The sequence below is a fragment of the Streptomyces sp. NPDC051561 genome (assembly GCF_044454195.1).
Classification (GTDB): domain Bacteria; phylum Actinomycetota; class Actinomycetes; order Streptomycetales; family Streptomycetaceae; genus Streptomyces.
Genome location: NZ_JBITDM010000021.1, coordinates 126,486 through 143,145, shown reverse-complemented (window position 1 = coordinate 143,145; position 16,660 = coordinate 126,486). Strand labels below are relative to the sequence as shown.

The window sequence follows — 16,660 nt, the reverse complement described above, 5'->3', positions numbered from 1 at the left end:
GTGATCCGGACCGCGGCGCACCACGGTTCATAGTCCGGAGTCGAACAGTCCCCTCACCGAGCGTGACGGCTCCCCGTGATCGCTGCCAGAGCCCAGTTCTCAGTTCTCACCTACAAAGCCACTCCCTCAAGGCTGTACTGGACCTGGGGCCCGACGGTCACCTCGCCGAGCGAGTCGCTACTGGCCGGTCCGATCCTCCCCGAGGGCCTGTCCCTGCCCCGCGGGTGCAGGTGCCCGCGGGGCAGGGGACACCGGTTCGGGCCGCCCGGTCCGGTGGCTCTTACGGCAGGGGGGTCGTGGAGGTAGCCGCGTTGCTGCTCTGCCAGGTGATGCGGCCGTTGATCTGCACCGATCCGTTGAGGTCGTCGGGCAGGTCGGCCTCGATGTTCCCTTCGGCCTGTTCGCCGGGCTGGAGCGTTTGCCACCTGCACTTGACCGACTCGCCCACGACTTCGCAGGGGCCGGTCAGACGGGTGGGGGGCAGCCAGGGTGAGATCTGGTGGGTGAGCACCACCTGCGATACCGGGGCGTCGCTGTTGTTCGTCATGGTCCAGCGCCAGCTGACGTGATCACCTTCCTCGTTGATCTGCGCTGCGTCGTAGGCGAACGTCACCCCGTCCTCCGCGCGCAGCGCCGCGCGGGTGGGCGCCTGAGCTTCGGCCGACGTGGGGGTCGCCATCGCGGCGCACACCATCGCGGCCATCAACGTGCCAAGTACGGTCTTGCGCATGTTCTGGTGCCCTTCGTGTTCAGCGTTGCGGGGTGTCAGGAACGACGCACCCTGGCCGGTTAAAGATCAACAGCGTCGAAGGGCACGCCTGCGGACCGCATCTGCCGCAACAAGCTCTTGTGCCTGGCTACCGCCGCCCCCGGGCGTACCGAGCAGTTACAGGGAGCCGGGAACGTCGGTGAGGTCATCGTCGCCGGCGGGATTGCCCTGCTCGTCCTGATCCACCCACTTGCTGAAGTCCGTCTTGATGAAGGGGGACTTCGTTTTCTCGCTCGTCAGGCGGGGCCAGTACTCCAGCTTCATCTCGCGTTTTTGCAGCACGAGCGACAGGCCGCGTGCGCTGAGCGTCTTGGTCGACCGCTCGGGGACGATGTCGGCGTAGAGCTCCAGGTCGAAGGCGTAGTCGCGGCGGTCCGTCCCCCGGCCCGCGGAGGCGCTGAACGTGACCCGCGTGGGCTGCAAATCGAACCTGAGCGTCTCCTCCTGAATGCCTGGGAGGTTGACGGTCAGGTACACCACGTTCCAGGACTCATCGGTGTCACTGCTGCGCTGGGCCCACAGGACTTCGGGGTGGGTGCTCACGAGCGCCCCCTTCGCTTTCGTAGTTGGTCGACTACTTAAAGTGGCAGCCAGAATAGGAGGGATACGTACGGATCACCTGAATATGACCCCTGGCACCCAAGTCAACGTGCCCCACCGGCACCTTCCGTCGTGTTCACGAACGGGCTCTTGCGGCCAGGGGGTCGCGGTCACGAGCGGCATTCTCATAAATGACCATCTGTGAGAGTTCTGCGAACGGCCCCCGGGTGATCACGTTTCCGCAGGTCGCCACTCGCAAAAGTCCCCTCAAAACCCTCACGTTGTGCGAGGCACTTCTGAGAGGCTGCCTCCATGGATTTGACGCCCGATCAGGCCGCACTTGCGGTAGAACGTCACGACTGCCCGAACTGTGACGCGCCCGCCGGCAGCGCCTGCCGCACCCGGGGCGGGAAGACCGCCGCGAAGTACCACACCCCGCGCTTCGTCCTCGTTCCCGCGCTCCGCGAGGAACTGGAGATCCCCGTCCCCGGCGACCGCGCGCCCGGCCGCGCGTGGAAGCAGGGCCCGGCGCTCGCGATCGTGCCCGCGCCCCGCACCGAGCGGCCGGTGAGGGTCGGGTACGCCCGTACGTCGACCGCCCGCCAAGAGCTGGCGAGTCAGCTCGAAGCTCTCCACCGGGCGGAGTGCCACAAGGTCTTCAAGGAGCAGATCAGCACCAGGGTGAAGGTGCGGCCGGAGCTGGAGAAGGCGCTCGCGCTGGCCCACCAGTTCAAGGAAGCCGCACCGGAGACGCCGGTGATCTTCACGGTGCATGAGCTGAAGCGTCTGGCCAGGAACGCGGCCGAGCTGATGACGCTGTCCGCCGAGCTCCAGGCCGGCGGCATCCAGCTCGAACTCCTCACCGGGCCGCTCACCGGGATCTACGACCCCAACGGCATGGGCGCGATGTTCTTCGCCGTACTCGCGGTAGCCGGGCAGATCGAACGCAACTACATCCGGGAGAAGACCCTCGAAGGCCAGGTCATCGCCGCGTCCAAGGGCAACCACGGCGGACGCCCGAAGGTCATCGACGACGACATGCTCACCTTCGCCATCGCCCTCAAGGACAAGGGCGTGGCCGTCCCCGAGATCGCGAAGAAGCTCACCATCAAGGTCGGGAAGAACGCGGGCAAGCACCCCTCGGTCGCCTCGCTCTACCGCGCCCTCGCGGAAGCCGAGGCCGCCGCGGTGGACGACGGTCTGCCGCTGCGGCCCCAGCCCGTCCGCATCCGCCGGCCCGGAGAGCCGCTCACCCCCGAGGAGATCGACCTCCGCGAACGCCTCCAGTCCCAGCCCCACCCGAACACCGAGACGCGATAGGGCGTCTTCACCTCGGCGGCTCAGGGAACAAGATCAATTGCTTAGCGCTAATGGCTGTTCCGTTGGTCCCCAAGGCCGTTCAACAAACCACCGATATATGAACAAGATCATGTGACGGGGCGTCGGAAACGCCGACCTGCGATCTTTCAGAGTGCTGAGTGTCCGAGAAAGGGTGTCAAAAAGTCTGCGTGCTCAACAAGTCGGGACAACCCATTTCGATACACTTCCCGCCATGCTGCCAACCTCCCGGGATGCCGAGCACCCCGCGACCGAGCCCGTCGCCGCGACCGGGACCCTGATCGGGTACGCCCGGGTCTCGACCAAGGCCCAGCTGCTGGACCGTCAGATGCACGCGCTGACCGAGGCCGGCTGCGTACGGATCTTCGCGGACAAGAAGTCCGGCAAGAACGCGGAGCGCGAGGAGCTGTGGAAGGCGCTGGACTACCTGCGGCCCGGCGACATCCTGGTCGTGCCGTCCATGGACCGGCTGGGCCGCTCCATCCAGGACCTCATCGCCCTGGTCTCCGGACTGCGCCAGCGAGAGGTCGGCTTCACCTCGCTGCACGAGAGCCTGGACACCACCACCCCCGGCGGCCGCCTGGTCTTCCACGTCTTCGCCGCCCTGGCGGAGTTCATCCGCGAACTCATCGTCCAAGGCACCCACGAGGGCCTGGACGCCGCCCGCGCCCGCGGCGTCCGCCTGGGCCGCCCCGCCGCCATGACGCCCGAGCAGATCCGCCACGCCCGCGACCTGCTCACCCGCCCCGAGAACACCGTCGTCTCCATCGCCAAGCTCCTCGGCGTCTCCCGCAACACCGTCTACAAGTACGTCCCCGAGCTCAAGGACGGCCGACCCGCCCTCGCAGCAGCGACCGCCCCGGCCCTGCCCCACCCCGCCGAGCCGTGCCCGTAGGGGTACCGCCAAAAACCGGTCCGATCCTCCCCGGAGGCCATACCGCTGAGGCCAGCGGCACGTTCCCGCTCTGCCTGCGCGGCATACACGGCGGCCCGCCGGGCCTCGATGTCGGCCCGGCGGAACATCACCTGTGCAAGATCAACGTCGTGGCGGGGCTCCGGCCCTGGCCGGGAGGAGAGCGTGGTAGTGCTGCTGCTGGTCATGCTCCGATGCTGGCAGCGCGAGGCACGACTCCGCATGGGATTTCCCGGGCACCTGATGCCACCAGCCGCACTCAGACCAGAGCGCCCGACTGCCTCTTCTCTCCCGTGGTCCTACGTCGCACTCAACCAAGATCATTCCACTGCCCCTTTTGGGCTCACCTTGGCTGGACCCCCAGGTGGCCCGCGCCCCGAAGCCGCTCGGACGTCTGTCGGTAACCATTCGGCCAAGGTTGGCTGCGAGGGTCTGGACCAGTCGTGGGTATCACGTCAAGGTAACGGGTCTGGTCCAAGATTTCGTGTTCCCGTCCGTCCGGTTCCGTGTTCGTTCAGTTTGTTTCTGCGCAACAGGCCTACTCCCACAGGAGATTGATATGTCTTCAGGCATTTCTCGGCGCGCTGTGTTCCTTGGCGCCGCAGCAGTGGTCGCCACCGCAGGACCGCTGGCCTCGGTGGCCGCGGCGGCCGCCGCTCGTGCGGCCAGGGTTCCCAAGGTGCTCGTCATCGGGCTCGACGGGGCGATGATCCGGCGCATCAAGGACGCCGAGGCGCCGAACCTGGACGCGCTGATGGCGTCCGGTGTGACCGCGCCCAGCAGCATCTATACGAATCCGATGGCGCCGACCTCGTCCGGGCCCGGCTGGTCGACCCTCATCACGGGGGTCTGGCCGGACAAGCACAAGGTGGTGAACAACGACTTCACCGGGCACAACCTGGCTCGGTACCCGGACTTCCTGACCCGGGTGGAGGCCGCGAAGCCGGGGCTGAAGACGTATGCGGTGGCCTCCTGGAACCCGGTCACCGACATCATCTTCTCGGCGAAGGTGGACGAGCGGGTGTCGACGCCGTCCGGCGAGTACGACGCGGGGACGACCAGCCGGGCCGTCGCCAGGGTCAAGGGGGACGTGGACGCGGTCTTCGTGCACCTCGACAACGTCGACCACGCCGGGCACGAGCACGGCAATGCGAGCCAGCAGTATCTGGACGCGCTGAAGGGGGTCGACGCGCAGGTCGGGCAGATCGTCGCGGCGGTCAAGTCCCGGGCTTCGTACGGGAACGAGGACTGGCTGATCATGATCACCGCCGACCACGGGCACACCGCCGGGGGCGGTCACGGCGGGGACAGCTGGGACGAGCGGCAGACGTTCATGATCGCGAGCGGGGCCGGGCTGCCCGCCGGGGCGACGCGATACGACGTGCGGATGCCGGACATCGCGGTGTCCGCGCTGCACCACCTGGGGGTGGCGGTCGACCCGGCGTGGGGGCTGGACGGGCGGGCCGTGCAGCAGGCCGTGCCGGACTCCTTCGACTCGCTGCGCGGGACGCTGCAAAAGGCCGTGGACGAGGGCGGGGTGGGGGCGGAGGTGCTCGGCTTCACGCACGTACCGCCGAGCGGCTGGAGGATCGACAATTCCAGGATGGGTACCGGCGGGGTCACCGAGTGGCGCGGCTGGTCCTTCACCACGGACGAGTTCTGGACCAAGACCGCGCAGAGCCAGCAGCGGGAGCTGAATGTGCGGGCGCGGAACGTGTTCGCGGTCGCGGACGGGGACGAGTGGACGGACAAGAGCTTTACGGGGACGTTCGACTCGACGCTGATCAGCCCGGCGTTCCCGGTGACGGCGGGGGGCACGGCCGCGCTGACGTACACGACCTACTACCGGCACGAGGCGCCGCAGAAGGGGGAGGTGCTGGTGTCGTACGGGGGTGGGGCGCCTGCCGTGGTGAAGACGTACACCTCCGACACCTCGTCGCGGGTGGAGAGCGTCAGGCTTCAGGTGCCGGCGGGGGCGACCTCGGCGCAGGTGCACTTCCGGTACACCGGCGGGAACAACTGGTATTGGAGTGTGGACGGGGTCTCGATCAGCAGGGGGTGACGGGAGCGGAGGTTGACTAGGCTGGGGGCGTGCACAAGGTCGTGCGCGCCCCCCTTCGCTTTTTGACCGCGTACGAGGAGTTCCGTCAGATGGCAGAGCGCAAGCCGATCGAATCCTGGCTCACCGACATGGACGGGGTCCTCATCCACGAGGGCGTGCCGATTCCGGGGGCCGACGCCTTCATCAGGAAGCTCCGGGACACCGGGAAGCCGTTCCTGGTGCTGACCAACAACTCCATCTACACGGCGCGTGATCTGCACGCACGGCTGGCGCGGATGGGTCTCGACGTACCGGTGGAGAACATCTGGACGTCGGCGCTGGCGACGGCGCAGTTCCTGGACGACCAGCGGCCGGGCGGGACGGCGTATGTCATCGGGGAGGCCGGGCTGACGACGGCGCTGCACGACATCGGGTATGTGCTGACGGATCACGAGCCGGACTACGTGGTGCTCGGAGAGACGCGGACGTACAGCTTCGAGGCGCTGACCAAGGCGATTCGGCTGATCAACGGGGGTGCGCGGTTCATCTGCACCAATCCGGACGAGACGGGGCCCTCGGCGGAGGGGCCGTTGCCCGCGACGGGAGCGGTGGCGGCGCTGATCACCAAGGCGACCGGCAAGGATCCGTACTTCGCGGGGAAGCCGAATCCGTTGATGATGCGGACGGGGCTGAATGCGATCGGGGCGCACTCCGAGTCCAGCGCGATGATCGGCGACCGGATGGACACCGATGTGCTGGCGGGGCTGGAGGCGGGGATGGAGACGTTTCTGGTGCTGACGGGGCTGACCGGGAAGGACGATATTGACCGGTATCCGTTCCGGCCGTCCTCGGTGGTGGAGTCGATCGCGGATTTGGTGGAGCGGATCTAGGGGGCCGGCTGACGGGGGACAGGGTCCTATATCACCCGTAAAGGCCCGGACGGCGCAGTGACAGGCGGTTGGGGATGCGGGATGGGGTGAGCGCGTGGATCTTGGGGATACCAGGAGGTTCACAATGCGCTCATCACAGCTCACTCTGTGTGCGGGAGCGGTGCTCGCGGCGGTACTCGTCCCCGCGTCCGCCGCCCTCGCCGCCGTCGCGGACAACGAAGAGTCCCACGGCAGTGTCACCGTCACCCCGTCCACCATCGCCGCGGGTGGGGAGGTGGATCTGCGGGTCAGCGTGTGCGGTGGCAAGAAGGCCATCGGCACGTCGGAGGCGTTCAGCTCGCCCGCGTACTTCAATCCGGCGGCCGACGGCGGCCTGTTCGCCGAGGCCCGGATCCGCTCCGACGCCCAGGGCCGCGACTACAGCATCGACGTCAAGTGCGAGGACGGCCCCGGCACCGCCAGTGGCAATGTCACCGTCGTGCACCACCGCGTCCACCCCACCGCCCCGGTCCGCGCGGGCGGCGGCGGCACCGCACTGGCCGCCGAGGCCGAGACGGGCGGGCCAGGCACCCCGCACACCCTGATCGGCCTCGGGCTCGCGGGTGTCGCCGCGGTCGCCATCGCCGGACGGTCGGTGCGGCGTCGGCGCGCCCAGGGCTCCCCCACCGACTGACGGGGGAGGGAAAGGGAGAGGAGCGGGCATGAGCGAGAACCACGCCTCCGGCAAGGGCCGGATGCTGACCGGTATCGCCTGGGCGGTGCTGCTCCTCGGGCTGTGGCTGTGGGGCCGCGACCTCACCGATGGACCTGGCGGCAGTGGCGCGCCGACCACCGGTGATGTGGCCGCGGTGGGACGCCCACTGCTGCAGATCGAACTCCCCGACGCCCACGACCCGGTGACCGGGGTCAAACCGAAGCGGGTGGACATCCCCTCGCTCGGCATCACGGCACCGATCGCACCGCGCGGCCTCGACGGTTCGGGCGCCGTCGACCCGCCGCCGTACGAACAGCCCTCCACGGTCGGCTGGTTCGGCGACGGCACCCGCCCCGGGGCGGGCGGGGTCGCCCTCCTCGTCGGGCACGTCGACACCAGGAGCAAGCCGGCCGTCTTCTACCCACTGAGCTCCGCCCGCCCCGGCGAAAAGGTCAGGGTCACCGGAGCGGACGGCTCCGTCACCGAATTCACCATCGACGACGTCCAGGTCTTCAGCCGCGAGAAGTTCGACGCCAAGAAGGTGTACGGCGCCCGCGAGGACGGCCGGGCAGAACTACGGCTGATCACCTGCGGCGGCAAGTACGACCACAACGCCCGTGCGTACACGGCCAATGTGGTCGTCTCCGCCTACCTGACCGGCGCCGCGGAGGCCCCGGCAGCCGCCAGGTCCTGAGGCCGGGCGGGGGAGTTGAGGCGGGCGGCCGCGCGCAGGCCGAGCCCGCCGAAGACCGCAGCGAACACCACCCACAGCAGCAGCTGCGAGCCCAGCGACAGCACCCGGAAGTCCCACAACAGGGTTGCTGGTACGGGTACTTCGTCCGGATTGCCCGGCAGCAGGAACAGCACGGCGAGAGTGGCGGCCCCGGTCAGGAACACCGCCCCGTGCCGCACCGGATCCGCCCGGCCGGCCAGGCGGACGTACACCTGCCAGGCCAGCACCATGCCGAGGATGCCGATGACCACCGCGGCCACCCACAGACCCTGCCGGTGGGCCACCGTCGAGGAGTCGCCGACCCCGGGCGGGGCGGCCGGATAGCGCAGCCCCGGCAGCAGCGCCACCGCGACGAACGCCGCCGCGCAGAACGCCAGGGCGCGCGGCCAGGCCCGTACCAGCAGACCGCCGCGGCGGTGCACCAGCGCGTACGCCACCGCGAACAGCGCACCGAGTGCGAGCCCGGCGACCACCGCCGTGACGACCAGACCGAAGTGCTGGGCGGAACGGGAGAAGAGTTCCTCGTGGCCCTGGGTGGCGGCGGAAGCCGCACCGTGGGCGTGCTCGGCGGCCTCTTCCTTTGCCGAGCGCGCCTCTTCGAGGACGATCGCCCGGTCCATCAGTGGCTCGGCGAGCAGCAGGGAGAACAGGCCGGTGGCAAGACCGGCCGCCCCGCCGGCCGCGAGCGCGCGGCCGAACAGGGGAAGGAGGGGATTGCTCATGGTGCTTACGGCCCCGATCAGTGGCAGGGGGCACCGAAGAGGTGCCGGCCGTCGTGCGAGAACTCGTGCAGGTAGTCGCCGGTCGCGGAGATGATCTGGCCGTTGTCCATGAACACGGCGTACAGCGCGATCAGCGCGACGATCGCCGCCGCGAGAAGGATCATCAGGTCACGGGTGCGGGTGGTCGCGGACGCGAGGGCGTCCGCGTCAGTGAGGGACTGGCCCTGCGCGGACGGGGCCTGCTGGGCATGCGAAGACATGCGGGGGAGCCTCCTTCTGGGGTTTCCACGCCCCAATGCAGGAGGACGACGGTTCAGTTCCTGACTTCCGTACGGGAGATGAGTTGATTCAGCCCGTACGGTCACAGTGGCGGGACCGCCCCGGAATCGCACCGGAGTTCCTGTTCACCGTCGCCTCGATGTGTGGAGTTGTCCTCCGGAGAGTCCCAGCCTGGCCATGCACTGTCAATGACGCCCGTCACGGGAGGGGGCGCGGAGGGATGCGGAGGGTGAGTACGGGGTGCGTGCGGAGGGTTCGGTGGCCGGCGGTCTCAGGGGTACCTGGCCCGGCCGGCCGCTCGCTCCCCCCGGAGCCGCCGACCGGGCTGGTCCTCGACCGCACGCGCACGGACTGCGGGAGAAGCCCGGCGTCTGTGCGGGAGGTTCATGGACGGCAACTCGGCTCTGCGGGCCAGGGGCTGGGGCCTCACGCACACTCTAAAGCCGCGAACCCCGGTTCTCCATAGTGTATTTGACGCAAAGTCACTGCAAAGTTGCTGCGGGTGTCCCGTAGGGGGTCAACGGATGTCCTTTTCGTTGGCCTTGAGCCCGTTGTGGTGCTCGGCCGGGACCGCGGAGACCTCCAGCGTTCCCTGCACGAGGGCGGTGGCCACCTCCGACAGCGGCCGTCCGGTGCTCCGCGCGTACGCACGTACCGCGTCGAACCCCTCGTCCACCGAGATCCCCCACCGCTCGGCGACCATCCCCTTCGCCTGGTCCAGGCGGACCCGCCCGCTGAGCGCCGACTGGAGCTGCCCGGTCAGCAGTTCGTCCTGCTGGGGGGTGCGCTGCTGGAGGATGCCGATGGTCGCGGCGTCCGCGAAGGCCTGCGCCAGCTCCAGCTCACCGGGTCCCGGCACCGGCCCCGGTGCGGCGACGAAGAGGTTGAGCGCGCCGATGACCTGCTCACGCAGCCGCAACGGCACCGCATACGTCGCCGCGTTGCCCAGCGCCGCCGCCTGCGGTGCGAACAGCGGCCAGCGCGCCACGGTCGCCGGATCGCCGAGGAGGACCGGCTCCACCGCCGTACCCGTGCGGAAACAGTCCAGGCAGGGGCCCTCCTCCTGCTGGACCTCCAGCAGTCCGGTCAGCTGGGAGCTCTCGGCGGAGGATGCCACGCCCTGCAGCTGCCCGCGCTGGTTGACCAGCATCAGCCCGGCCGCCGACACATCGAGCAGCTCGACGCAGCGGGCCGCCGACCGCTGGAGGAAGTCGATCACGTCGAAACCGTCGAGCAGGGTGTCGGCGAGCTCGACGAAGGCCGACGCGACCCGTTGTTCGCGCACGTTGCTGTCCATGCCTGGTCACCCACATCTGTCGTGCTGCCGGATGGCTCGCGCCTGGCGCTGCCACAGGGTCATCGTGCCTGCTCGGTGTCGTCCCCGTCGCGCAGGGCTCCGTCGGGGGTGAAGAGCAGCCGCCGTGCCACCACGTCCCCGGCCACCTCCAGGATGGGCCGCTCGGTGGCGTAGGCGTACGCCCGCAACCGTGCCAGGGCCGCCGCGGGGGGCACCGAGAGCCGTACCGCGATCATGCCGGTGGCCTGGTGCACCACCGCACGGTAGAGCCCCGCGTCCTGCGCGAGCCAGCTGCCGGGGCTTGGATCGCGCCCGGTTCCGCCGTCCCCGTCGAGGACCTTCGTTCCGCCCAGGAGGGTGAGCGTCAGCGCGTCGGCGAGGACCAGCACATCGGCGAGGGCCTCCTTCGCCAACGCCCCGGCCGCCATCCGGTGGCAGGTCAGGACCCCCACCAGGATCGCCCCGATCTGCAACGGCACGGAGAACACCGCCCGCAGCCCCAGCTGCTGGGCGGCGGGCAGGAAGCCCGGCCAGCGCTCCCTGGGCACCCGCCCCAGATCGCCGTCCAGGACCAGGCGCCCGGTGCGCAGCGCATCGGGCCCGGGACCCTCGCCGAGCGTGAACTGGAGGTCCTCCAGGAGGGCGGCCGGTGGTCCGGAGAGCCACACGGGCTCGCCCTGGAGATTGTCGTCGGCCAGCGTGACGGCCAGCCCGTCCACTCCCAGGACCTCGGCGCACTGCCGGGCGAAGGAAGCGTCGAGTCCCGCGGTGCGATGGACCGCCAGCTCGTCGAGAAGGGCGGTCATACGGGCGCTGACCACGGCCTCCTCCCGAGCGGTGTCCGAAGCGGTATCCGAAGTGTGACCCTTGCGTGCCCATCGGGCCCGCAGTCCCCGGGGAGTGCTCCCGAAGAGTTCTGCGCAGCGGGGCGCGGCGTCGGCCGAGCTGCCTCATCGTAACCGGGTGCCCGTAAAGATGCTGGTTGAACGCGTTGCAACAGCTTCTCGACGATGTGGGCGCCCCTACTGAGGGTGGGGATCCGTGTGTCAGGATGGATTCGACCGGTTGTGTCCGGGCAGGGGCGCCTGGGGGGTTGCCTCGGATTTCTTGTCAACAGTTCGAGACGGCCTTCGGCGAGGTCGGTCTTCGTGAGGCGCCCAAGGGGGAGTCGATGTACGGCAGTTGCAGCGGACGTGTGCGAACGCTGGGGGCAGTGGCGGTGGGGGCCGCTCTGCTGCTCACCGGTTGCACTTCGGGCGACGGTGACACCACGGGCGGGAACGGGGGGAGCAACCCGCCGGTTTCCCAACTGCCCAAGGGCGACGACCCGTTCTGGGTCAACCCCGACTCCAAGGCGGCCAAGGCGCTCGCCGAGGAGGGCGACGGAGCCAAGAAGGACCTGATCAAGAAGATCGCCCAGCAGCCGGCCGGCGAGTGGCTCATCCCGGAGAACGCCAAGGAGCAGGCCAAGGGCTTCACCGAGGCCGCCGCCAAGGCCGACCGCGAGGCGATCCTGGTCGTCTACAACATCCCGCACCGCGACTGCGGCAACTTCTCCGGTGGCGGTGCCGCCGACGGCGACGCCTACCGCACCTTCATCAAGGAGGTCGCCGAGGGCATCGGCGACCGCCCGGCCACGGTGATCCTGGAGCCCGACGCGGTGCTGCACCTGGTCGACCAGTGCACCCCTGAGAAGTTCCACGAGGAGCGCTACGACCTCCTCAAGGGCGCCATCAAGACCCTCAAGCAGCAGCCGAAGACCAAGGTGTACCTGGACGCGGGCAACGCGGGCTGGGGCAAGCCGGACCAGATCTTCGAGCCGCTGAAGTGGTCGGGCGTCGAGCAGGCCGACGGCTTCTCGGTGAACGTGTCGAACTTCTACTCCACCGAGGAGAGCAAGAAGTACGGCAAGGAACTCTCCGCGAAGGTCGGTAACAAGCCCTTCGTCATCGACACCAGCCGCAACGGCAACGGTCCCGTCAAGGAGCAGCTCAAGGACCCCTGGTGCAACCCGCCGGGCCGGGCGCTCGGCGAGGCCCCCACCACCGAGACCGGCGACCAGCAGGTGCACGCGTTCCTGTGGGTCAAGCGCCCCGGTGAGTCCGACGGCGAGTGCAAGGGCGGCCCGCAGGCCGGCCGCTGGTTCGCGGACTACGCGCTGGGCCTGGCGAAGAACGCCAAGTAGGAAGCAGGCGGGCGTAAGCAGGCGGTACGACGATGGGGCCCCCTCCACAAGGAGGGGGCCCCATCGTCGTACCTGCTCGAAACCTACGGAACCTCGACCCAGACCGCCTCGGAGGGCGTTCCCTGGTCGTCCGTCACGAACAGCATGTAGTACCCGGAAGGCACCAGCGAGCGGTTCTCCGGGACGGTGACCGTGATGCCGTCGGCCGACTTCTTGACGTCCAGTGCGATGCTGCGCTGGTCCATGTCCGTCATGTGGGTCACGGAGCTGGGCCGCATCAGCTTCGCCGTCTTGATCGACGACGCGTGCTGGGTCTTGAAGGTGCCCGAGTCGCCCCGCGCGATCTTCTTCGGGCCCTCGCTGAGCTTGGGCCGCGAGTCGCGGTAGAGGTACGGCGGGGTGTAGATCTCGATCCGCTGCTCGAAGACGCCGGGCCGGGTGTTGGCCTTGTCCGAGTACAGCGAGTCGGAACCGGCGATCATGACCCGGCCGTCCGGCAGCAGTACCGAGCTGGAGTGGTAGTTGCGCCCCACGCTCGGGTCCGCGAGCCGCTTGAAGGAGTTGGACTTCGGGTCGTACGAGCGGGCCTCCAGGATGTTGGAGTCGCCGCGCCCGCGGTAGTCCTCCGAGCCGCCGGTGACCAGCACCGAGTCGTCCGGCATCAGGGAGGCGCTGGGGTAGCGGGTGCCCCGGTCCAGCGAGGGCCCGTCCTTGAAGGAGGGGTTGGCCGCCTTGGTGTCGATCAGGCGCGTCTTCTCGGTGGACTTCTCCGACTCGCCGACGCCGCCGCCGCCGATCACCATGAACTTCTGGTCCTGGGCGGGCGGCAGCATGACCGTGGCCGAGGTCTCCAGCTGGTCCGGGTCGCTCATCCCCGGGAGCTTCTGGAACCTGTTGTTGCTGAGGTCCCAGATGCCGGGGTCGCGGCCGACGTCGGCCGGGCCGTAACCGGCGTTGGAGCCCGAGTAGAAGAGCTTGCCGCTGTCCAGCAGGAACAGCGACGGGTAGGTCGGCAGCCGCCGCTCGAAGCCGGTGTACTTCCAGGACTTCGTCTTCGGGTTGTAGATCTCGTCCTTGCCGGGGACGATCTGGCCGATCTCGTCCAGGCCGGAGGTCGCCAGGACCTTGCCGTCCTTGAGCGTGGTCAGCGACGGGTACCAGCGGGCCTCGTTCATCGGGTCGACCGGCACGTAACTCTCGGTCTCCGGGTCGAACTCGTACGCCTCCCGGATGCCCTGGAAGTCCTTCTTGTCCAGGGCGAGCTTCTCGGCGACGCCGTAGGTGTTACGGGCGTCGTTCCCGGTCAGCGAGGGGATGGCGTAGTTCTCCTGGGCGCCCGACTCGTACTGCTTGCCGGACTGCCTGGCCTCGACGTAGATACGGCCGAGACCGGGCTCGTTGCGCAGGAACTGGCCCTTGTTGGGGCCGGTTTTGGCGAACACCTTCTTCGCCTTCTCCACCAGGACCGGGTCCTTGGTGACGTAGGTCTTGCCGTTCTTCTTGCCGGTGAAGACGGTGCCCGCGGGCAGCGTTATCGGCTTGTCGGGGTTCTCGTTGTGCACCACCATCAGGCCGCCGGCCTTGGTGACGTCACCCTCCAGCTTCTCGTACTGCTTGGTGCCGCCGGCGACCAGCAGCTTGCCGTCGCCGAGCTGGGTGTGACCCGAGCAGAACATGTCCTTCGGGGTCGGGATCTTCTTGTACGTGTTGGCCTTGGGGTCCCAGAGGATCGACTCGAACTTGCCCGCGTCGAAGTTCTTCTGGTTGTTGCCGGAGCCCGCGATCAGCAGCACCTTGCCGGTGTGCAGCAAGGAGGAGTGGATCGCGTTGATCTTCTTGTCGGTCGGGACGTCGAGGAAGTCCCAGTGCCCGTTCTCCGCCTTGTACTCGGGGCGGTTGATCTTGTACTCGTGGTACTGCTCCGAACCGAAGCGGTACAGCGCGGGCCCGTTGAAAGCCGCCAGAGCAACGACCACCGCGGCCGTGATCGACAGTCGCTTGGCCCGGCGGCTCGGACGGAAACTCATTTCTTACGGCTCCCAAGGGAAGAGATCTGCATGGTCTGATCGGCAGCGGCCCAGCTCGGCTTCTGCTGCGGCGCGTGCCCCTCGGGGTGCTGCCCGGGGTGTCCGCCGTATCCGGCGCCCTGGTCGAACTCCGGGGCGGATCCGGCGTCCCCGGGACCCTGCTGCGGGCCCGGCTTGCCCTTCTTCTTCTCCTCGCGCATCCCGAGCCGCCAGGCGATCACCGGCGCCGCCGTGACGAGCATGGCCAGCGAGGCCCAGAGGACCATCGCGGGGTGCGAGTGGCCGAGGAAGTAGGAGGCCACGATGGACCCGCCGAAGATCACGATGAAGAACATGTGGATGCGGAAGGTGCCGAAGAGCGTGTCCGGGCTGGACGAGTCGCCCTTGGGCGTCACCACGAAGCTGGACTTGCGGCGCAGTACGGCGTCCAGCAGCGAGCGCGCGTAGATCGGCGCGGACATCGCGGACATCGCCATACCGGCGAGACCGCCGGAGCCCTCGGGCTCGTGCGGGGAGACGTTGTGGCGGCGGTTCCAGATGTAGAGGCCGATCTGGAGGGCCGAGGCGTTGCCGTACAGCATCATCCAGATGACCGGGTCGATCTGGACACCCGAGGCGCCCATGCCCAGGAACAGCGCGCAGGAGAGCGCGGCCAGGATCCAGTTCATGGCGGACATCGGGTAGAAGATGATCATCATCGTGTAGTTGAAGAGCTTGCCCGGGGGCAGCGTGCCCCAGCCCTTCCAGTACTGCTTGAGGATCGTCTCGTAGGTGCCGCGCGACCAGCGGAGCTGCTGGGTGAAGAAGTCGGTCCAGGCGGTGGGGCCCTCGCCGACGGCCAGTACGTCCGGGGTGTAGACCGAGCGCCACTTCTTGCCGGTGGCCGGGTTCTTGGCGCGGTGGATCTCGAAGCCGGTCGCCATGTCCTCGGTGATCGAGTCGTAGAGACCACCGATCTGCTTCAGCGCGGAGATGCGGACCGCGTTGGAGGTGCCCACGAACATCGGGGCGCCGTAGCGGTTGCCCGCGCGCTGGATGAGGGCGTGGAAGAGGAACTGCTGCGACTCGGCGGCCTTGGTGACGAAGGTGTCGTAGTTGCCGTAGACCTGCGGGCCGATGACGAAGCCGATGTTGGGGTCACGGAAGTAACCGAGCATCCGCTCCAGGTAGTTCGGGAGCGGGATGTGGTCGGTGTCGACCGAGGCGAAGTAGTCGTAGTCGTCACCGTGCGCGTCCAGCCAGGCGTTGTAGTTGCCGTGCTTGGTCTTCGCGCGGTGGGCGCCCTTCTTCTGGTTCCACTTGGCGACGCCCTTGCGGGAGAAGTGGTGGACACCGAGGCGGGCACAGACCTCCTTGACCGCCGGGTCGTCGCCCTCGTCGAGCAGCCAGATGTGCAGCAGGCCCCGGTGACGGATCTTGACCGCCGCCTCCAGGGTCTTGGTGACCATCTCCAGCGGCTCCTTGCCGGGCACGAAGGAGGTCATGAAGGCGACCTTGGTGCCGGTCTCGGGGACCACCGGGATCGGGTCGCGGGCGACGAGGGTGGCGTGCGCGTTGGAGAGCACGTTCATCGTGCGGAAGAGCTCGATCAGGCCGATGGACACCAGCATGACGACGTCGAGCGCACGCAGGAGGTCGTCCTGGAGGTTCGGGTCACGGTCGGTCCAGTGGCTCGGCTGCATCAGCCAGATGAACAGCGCCAGCGACAGCAGCGGGGCGGCGCCGAGCAGCAGGGCCGCTCTGATGCGGTGCGGCTCCTGGGAGATCAGCGACCGGTACTGGACCTTGTACGGCTTGGTGGGGTCCGGCTGGGTCAGTGGTCCGGCCAGGCGGCTGTAGTGCTCGTAGTCGTACCTGGGCAGCGCCTTCTGCTTTCGGCGACCCGGCCCGTTCGCCCCGAGCTGCGGGGGGACCCGGAGCTGCGTGGTCTGGGTGGGGTCGTGCTGTGGGTCTTGGTACTGCCCGGCGCCGCTCGGCGTCGACGTCATGAGTCATCCCCCCGCACGCAAGGCTGGCTGCGTGAGTTCGTAGGTCATCTCGCTCGTTGGCGGTCCCCCTCGACCGTCTCGAACGCAACATTGGTCGGGCCGCCATCAGCACAGACACAGGACGGCAACCTTCCGGTTGCATGATGCCCGTCCCGACATCCGTGGGTGAAAGGGGCCCCCACCCCGTAGCCCGTCCATCCCCTCGTCGGCCGGCCGAGCCTCAACTCGTCGAACCGTCCGCCCC

Annotated in this window: 15 protein-coding genes and 1 riboswitch; of the genes, 7 read left to right on the top strand and 8 right to left on the bottom strand. The window is 68.5% G+C overall.

The window, feature by feature from the left end; genetic code table 11:
• Window positions 1–280: 280 nt before the first annotated feature.
• Both ACIA73_RS33390 and ACIA73_RS33385 read right to left on the bottom strand, forming a co-directional pair.
• Window positions 281–730, bottom strand: coding sequence for a hypothetical protein (locus tag ACIA73_RS33390; RefSeq protein WP_399442644.1), 450 nt, complete (start codon window positions 728–730; stop codon window positions 281–283).
• A 156-nt stretch (window positions 731–886) separates the two neighbouring features.
• On the bottom strand, window positions 887–1,312 hold the full coding sequence (locus tag ACIA73_RS33385) for a p23/wos2 family protein (RefSeq protein WP_399442643.1): 426 nt from the start codon (window positions 1,310–1,312) through the stop codon (window positions 887–889).
• Between the two features lie 309 nt (window positions 1,313–1,621).
• Here ACIA73_RS33385 and ACIA73_RS33380 point away from each other — a divergent pair, with 309 nt between their 5' ends.
• The 6 genes from ACIA73_RS33380 to ACIA73_RS33355 all read left to right on the top strand — a co-directional run bounded on the left by ACIA73_RS33380 (window position 1,622) and on the right by ACIA73_RS33355 (window position 7,879).
• Window positions 1,622–2,629, top strand: a complete 1,008-nt coding sequence (locus tag ACIA73_RS33380) for a recombinase family protein (RefSeq protein WP_399442642.1) — start codon at window positions 1,622–1,624, stop codon at window positions 2,627–2,629.
• Window positions 2,630–2,861: 232 nt separating this feature from the next.
• The gene (locus tag ACIA73_RS33375) at window positions 2,862–3,542 is read left to right on the top strand and encodes a recombinase family protein (protein WP_399442641.1); all 681 of its coding nucleotides are present in this window, start codon (window positions 2,862–2,864) and stop codon (window positions 3,540–3,542) included.
• Window positions 3,543–4,119: 577 nt separating this feature from the next.
• Window positions 4,120–5,622, top strand: coding sequence for an alkaline phosphatase family protein (locus ACIA73_RS33370; protein ID WP_399442640.1), 1,503 nt, complete (start codon window positions 4,120–4,122; stop codon window positions 5,620–5,622).
• An 89-nt stretch (window positions 5,623–5,711) separates the two neighbouring features.
• Window positions 5,712–6,491 carry an HAD-IIA family hydrolase gene (locus tag ACIA73_RS33365; RefSeq protein ID WP_399442639.1) on the top strand — a complete coding sequence of 260 codons (780 nt, stop codon included), beginning with the start codon at window positions 5,712–5,714 and terminating at the stop codon, window positions 6,489–6,491.
• 124 nt (window positions 6,492–6,615) lie between these two features.
• Complete coding sequence (locus tag ACIA73_RS33360; protein WP_399442638.1) at window positions 6,616–7,164, top strand: hypothetical protein; 549 nt, start codon at window positions 6,616–6,618, stop codon at window positions 7,162–7,164.
• Between the two features lie 28 nt (window positions 7,165–7,192).
• Window positions 7,193–7,879: a class F sortase gene (locus ACIA73_RS33355; protein WP_399442637.1), complete on the top strand. Its 687-nt coding sequence runs from the start codon at window positions 7,193–7,195 to the stop codon at window positions 7,877–7,879.
• Here ACIA73_RS33355 and ACIA73_RS33350 read toward each other — a convergent pair.
• From ACIA73_RS33350 to ACIA73_RS33335, 4 genes are all read right to left on the bottom strand, one after another.
• A complete protein-coding gene (locus ACIA73_RS33350; protein ID WP_399442636.1) occupies window positions 7,834–8,640 on the bottom strand; it encodes a CbtA family protein in 807 nt (268 codons plus the stop codon). The genes ACIA73_RS33355 and ACIA73_RS33350 overlap by 46 nt on opposite strands.
• Window positions 8,641–8,657: 17 nt before the next feature.
• On the bottom strand, window positions 8,658–8,900 hold the full coding sequence (locus ACIA73_RS33345; RefSeq protein WP_399442635.1) for a CbtB-domain containing protein: 243 nt from the start codon (window positions 8,898–8,900) through the stop codon (window positions 8,658–8,660).
• 32 nt (window positions 8,901–8,932) lie between these two features.
• Window positions 8,933–9,067, bottom strand: a riboswitch (cobalamin riboswitch).
• A gap of 369 nt (window positions 9,068–9,436) precedes the next feature.
• Window positions 9,437–10,216 (bottom strand): GAF and ANTAR domain-containing protein, encoded by a 780-nt coding sequence (locus ACIA73_RS33340; protein ID WP_399442634.1) that lies wholly within the window; start codon window positions 10,214–10,216, stop codon window positions 9,437–9,439.
• 59 nt (window positions 10,217–10,275) lie between these two features.
• Window positions 10,276–11,037: an ANTAR domain-containing protein gene (locus ACIA73_RS33335; RefSeq protein WP_399442633.1), complete on the bottom strand. Its 762-nt coding sequence runs from the start codon at window positions 11,035–11,037 to the stop codon at window positions 10,276–10,278.
• Window positions 11,038–11,387: 350 nt separating this feature from the next.
• Here ACIA73_RS33335 and ACIA73_RS33330 point away from each other — a divergent pair, with 350 nt between their 5' ends.
• The gene (locus ACIA73_RS33330; RefSeq protein WP_399442632.1) at window positions 11,388–12,401 is read left to right on the top strand and encodes a glycoside hydrolase family 6 protein; all 1,014 of its coding nucleotides are present in this window, start codon (window positions 11,388–11,390) and stop codon (window positions 12,399–12,401) included.
• Window positions 12,402–12,484: 83 nt separating this feature from the next.
• On the opposite strand, the gene ACIA73_RS33325 is transcribed toward ACIA73_RS33330, so the two are convergent.
• The gene (locus ACIA73_RS33325; RefSeq protein ID WP_399442631.1) at window positions 12,485–14,428 is read right to left on the bottom strand and encodes a galactose oxidase-like domain-containing protein; all 1,944 of its coding nucleotides are present in this window, start codon (window positions 14,426–14,428) and stop codon (window positions 12,485–12,487) included.
• Window positions 14,425–16,416: a glycosyltransferase family 2 protein gene (locus ACIA73_RS33320; protein ID WP_399442630.1), complete on the bottom strand. Its 1,992-nt coding sequence runs from the start codon at window positions 16,414–16,416 to the stop codon at window positions 14,425–14,427. Before ACIA73_RS33320 ends, ACIA73_RS33325 begins: the two co-directional genes overlap by 4 nt.
• Window positions 16,417–16,660: the final 244 nt, after the last annotated feature.